This window comes from Cellvibrio mixtus subsp. mixtus J3-8, from assembly GCF_000766945.1.
Taxonomy (GTDB): domain Bacteria; phylum Pseudomonadota; class Gammaproteobacteria; order Pseudomonadales; family Cellvibrionaceae; genus Cellvibrio; species Cellvibrio mixtus_A.
Genome location: NZ_ALBT01000127.1, coordinates 1 through 5,042, shown reverse-complemented (window position 1 = coordinate 5,042; position 5,042 = coordinate 1). Strand labels below are relative to the sequence as shown.

The following is a 5,042-nucleotide window of genomic DNA, read 5'->3' as shown; positions in this document are numbered from 1 at the left end:
TGATTTACACCTCGGGTTCTACGGGGAATCCCAAGGGGGTGATGATTGAGCATAAATCCCTGGTAAATCGTATTCATTGGATGGATCAGAACTATGGCGCATCTCCTGCTGATCGTATCTTGCAAAAAACACCGTTTAGTTTTGATGTATCAGTATGGGAATTTATGTGGCCTCTCAGCGTGGGGGCCAGTTTGGTGCTGGCAAAACCCGAGGGGCATAAAGACCCCCACTATTTATCTGAAATAATTCAAACGCAAAAAATTACTAAATTGCATTTCGTACCTTCAATGCTCAATAGCATGTTATTGCACGGTGATTTATCGCGATGCTCGTCGCTTAAGCAAGTGTTCTGCAGTGGTGAAGCTTTATCGCCACATCAAGTTCGTGATTTCTTGCTTCAATCATCCGCAGAGCTACACAATTTATATGGGCCAACTGAAGCTGCAATTGATGTGAGTTATTGGGCTTGTCGCGAATTTGATAAATCGCCTTTGTTAAAAACGATTCCAATTGGCAAGCCTATTAATAACATTCAACTGTATGTATTAAATCAAAACTTACATTTGTGTCCTCAAGGAATTGCGGGTGAGTTATACATAGGTGGTATTGGATTGGCGCGAGGTTATCTTAATCGCTCTGATTTAACTGCTGAAAAATTTATCCCCAATCCTTTTTATGATGTTGATAAACCCGAGGTGGCGAGTAATAGCCGACGTCTTTATAAAACAGGAGATGTGGCTCGATGGTTACCCGATGGCAATATAGAATTTTTAGGAAGGGCAGATTATCAAGTCAAGATTCGCGGCTTTCGTATAGAGTTGGGTGAGATTGAAGCCATGCTTGCTATGGATTCCCAAGTGAAGGACGTCATCGTTGTTGCCAGGGAATCCGCTACGGGTGATAAACGCCTGGTTGCCTACATTGTACCTGCCCGACCAGTGGAGGGCGTTTCAGCGAACTCTTCATTAATTATTGAATCATTGCGCCAACAGCTTAAACAATCCTTGCCGGATTATATGTTGCCTTCTGTGTTTATGCTGTTGGATGCGTTTCCACTCACGCCCAGTGGAAAAGCAGATCGGAAACGTTTACCTGAGCCTGATGTAAATCAGCAGCAAGCCCTATTTGTGCCCCCGCAAACTACAACAGAAGTAGCGCTGTGTAATATTTGTGAAGATTTATTAGGGATTGGTCGCGTTGGCATTAACGATAATTTTTTTCAATTAGGTGGTCACTCACTTCTGGTGATGCAATTGATTGCGCGTGCAAAAGCCATTGGCTTGCCAGTGCTTGCGCGCGACGTCTTCAGGTTGTCTTCTTTAGGGGCGCTGGCAGCGGTAATTGAGGAAAATAATCATGTGCCTCCATCCTGTGCAGTTACGCCTGAAAATTTAATTGAACCGGGTTGCGCGCGGATTAAACCAGAGATGTTGCCATTGATAAATCTGACCCAGGCAGAGATTGAGCACATCGTTGCGACTGTGCCGGGGGGGAGTTCCAATATTCAAGACATCTATCCTTTGGCTCCTCTCCAGAACGGCATCCTGTTTCATCACATGCTAAATGATCATAATGATCCTTATATTTTGCCGGCTTTAATTAGTGTTAGCGGAAGCGATAACCTCAATAATTTGTTGGCCTCATTACAGCACTCCATGGACCGGCATGATGTATTGCGTACTGCTATATTGTGGCAAGATCTTCCAATGCCGATACAGGTGGTGTATCGCAAAGCGGAGTTGCCAATTACCTGGTTGGATTTGGATTGCAAAAAAGATCTTCGTTCGCAAATGCAGTCAATCATGTCTGCGAACAATCATTGGATGGATTTGCAAAAGGCGCCATTATTGCGTTTGCAAATTGCATTGGATAAACATCGCGACACTTATTATGTATTGTTACATCTCCACCACATTGCCTCAGACCGTATCGGTTTAAATATTATCCAGCAAGAACTTATTAGCTATTGTAATGGTGATAGAAATAGTTTTTCTACGCCAACGCATTATCGTGAATTTGTAACGCACGCATTGCAATCGTCAAATACTGACGCGAGTGAAGTGTTTTTTCGTGAGATGTTAAGCGATGTTGATGAACCTACCGCACCATTTAATTTGTTGAATGTCACTGGCGATGGCAATAATACTGATTCAGCCAAGGGAAAAATTCCTGAGGAAATAGAACAGGGTATCCGTAGCTTCAGCAAACAATTGCACATTAGTGCCGCAGCATTTTTTCATGCGGCATGGGCATTGGTCGTTGCGCATTGTAGTGGCCGCGATGATGTAGTGTTCGGTACAGTTCTTTCCGGGCGGCTACAGGGGCTTGCAGATGCAGAGCATCAAGTAGGTATGTTTATTAATACCTTGCCGATACGCATCCAACTGGATGGCCTGAATGCCCGCCAACTCCTTGAACATAGCCATCACTCAATCATAAATTTATTGCCCCACGAACAATGCCCTTTGGTTTCGGCACAGCGTTGTAGCCGGTTGTCCGGAGGTGTACCACTCTTCAGCGCGATATTGAATTATCGCCATTCTATTTCCATCGAAGGAAAAGTGGCAGGTATAGAGTTGCTCGATACGCAAGAGCGAACCAATTATCCATTCACGTTATCAGTAGACGATTCCGGAACAGGTTTTAATTTAGATATCCAGGTAGATAATAGTGTCAGTGCTACTCGCATAATAAATTATATGCAGGCGGCACTTGCCGGGTTAGTAGCGGCGTTAAATTCGGGGCATGGTCAACTGGCGTTGACATTACCCATTTTGCCGGACGTGGAGCAACGGCAATTGCTTACAGAATGGAATGGCCCTGCAACGGATTTTAAGATTAATAAATGCATCCATGAATTGGTTTTTGAGCAAGTTGTAAAACAACCACATGCGATTGCGGTAATCAATGAAGACGTGCAATTTACCTACGATGAAATTTATAACCGCGCGCTTATCCTTGCTCATGAAATCCGGGCCTCCGGGGCCAAGCCCAATGAATTGGTCGCCGTTATGCTTGAGCGTGGATGGCAGCAAGTGGTGGCAGTGTTGGGAACAATGATTGCCGGCGCTGCTTATTTGCCTATTAATATTGATTTACCTGAAGAGCGAAAAAAGCAGTTACTGGCATTAGGTGATGTTTCAATCCTGATTGCTGAAAAGAATAATTTTACTCATAGCTTAACGGTGAGAACGCTCTGTATCGCCACAGATATTGCTGAAAAACCCGATAATTTATCGACGATCCAATCATTGGACGATTTGGCATATGTGATATTTACCTCTGGGTCTACTGGTGTACCTAAAGGTGTTGCTATTGAGCACAGGGCTGTAATTAATACATTGTTGGATATGAATAACCGTTTCCACATTGCAGCGGACGATAGGGTTTTTGCAATTTCTGAAATTAATTTCGATTTATCGGTATACGATATTTTTGGAGTATTAATTGCCGGGGGCGCTATTGTAGTGCCTTCCCATGCGCTTGCCCGGGAACCTTCATATTGGTTAGCGCAAATAGCCATGCATGGTGTCACCTTGTGGAACTCTGTTCCAGCATTAATGCAGATGCTTATTGATTATTCAGAAGGCGATGAAGAGAAGGAGAGATCATTATCGACATTGCGCCATGTCTGGATGAGCGGAGACTGGATTCCTCCGGTACTACCGGACAGGATAACTGCAATCATTCCATCTGCCTCAATCATCAGTTTGGGTGGTGCTACTGAAGTTTCTATTTGGTCAATATATTTTCCAATAAAAAATCCTACCGCGCATTTACGTAGCATCCCCTATGGGAATGCACTCACGAATCAAAAATTTTATGTACTGAATGATTCGCTGCAACTTTGTCCAATTTTAGTAGCTGGTGATCTTTATATCGGTGGTATAGGTTTGGCCAGAGAATACTGGCGGAATGAAACCATTACAGCCTCCAGTTTTATAATACATCCTGAAACCGGATGTCGATTGTATCGCACAGGTGATAGAGGGCGATGGTTAGAGGAAGGAACTATTGAATTTCTTGGCCGTTTGGATCACCAGGTTAAAATGAGAGGGTTCCGGATTGAGCTTGGAGAAATAGAGGGTGTCTTAAATAGTCACGAACAAGTTAAAGACGCCGTTGTACTGGCAAAAAATATTGAAGGTAATGAAAGCAATAAATATTTAGTTGCTTACGTATTGGCAAATTCAAATGTTCTTGAAACAGATTTCACGGAGCAGTTGCGCGCTTATGTAAATGAAAAGTTGCCAGAATACATGTTGCCATCTGTATTTGTTGTGCTTGATGTTTTCCCCCTGACCAGCAATGGAAAAGTAGATCGCAAAGCGTTGCCAGAACCAGACGTAACGATGTTGCAGGCTGAATTTGTTGCACCACAAACAGAAATAGAAAAAATATTGTGCGAAATGTGGCAGGATCTTTTGGGGCGTGAGCGCATAGGCATTGCAGATAATTTTTTCCAGTTGGGCGGACATTCATTATCAGCTACTCGCTTGATGGTAAAAATCAACGAAAAATTTAACCTTAAATTGCCGTTAAAGGCCGTATTCAATACCCGGAATCTTGCGGACCTCGCGCAATTGATTATGCAACTTGATAAGGACGAATCAAGAGAACCTGCGTTAGTACAAGTATCGCGTGATCAAGTTCTACCTTTATCGTTTGCGCAACAGCGATTATGGTTGTTGGATCGAACGGAGGGCAGCAGTGCGCATTACAATATATCCGGCACGTTGAGATTAACTGGTGTTATCAAGCAGGAAGTTGTGGCCCGGGCTTTTGCTACGATCCTTGATCGCCACGAAAGTTTACGTACTTGTTTTGTAACCACTGATCAGGGGTTGCCGCTGCAAACTATTCAGGCGGTAAGGCCTTTGCACGTAACAGTAGTGGATATATCTTTTTTAACGGGGGAAGAAGGGCAGCAAGTACTGGATTCGCTAATTGTAAAAGAAACAACTACCACGTTTGATCTAAGTCGGGATCTCATGCTGCGAGCCACCTTAATCAAGGTAGCTGAAGAAGAGCATATTGCCGTT

1 protein-coding gene is annotated in these 5,042 nt (G+C 43.6%); it reads left to right on the top strand.

Annotated elements, in window-relative coordinates; genetic code table 11:
• A partial coding sequence (locus A596_RS04890; RefSeq protein WP_039913043.1) for a non-ribosomal peptide synthetase occupies positions 1–5,042 on the top strand: 5,042 nt, incomplete at both ends.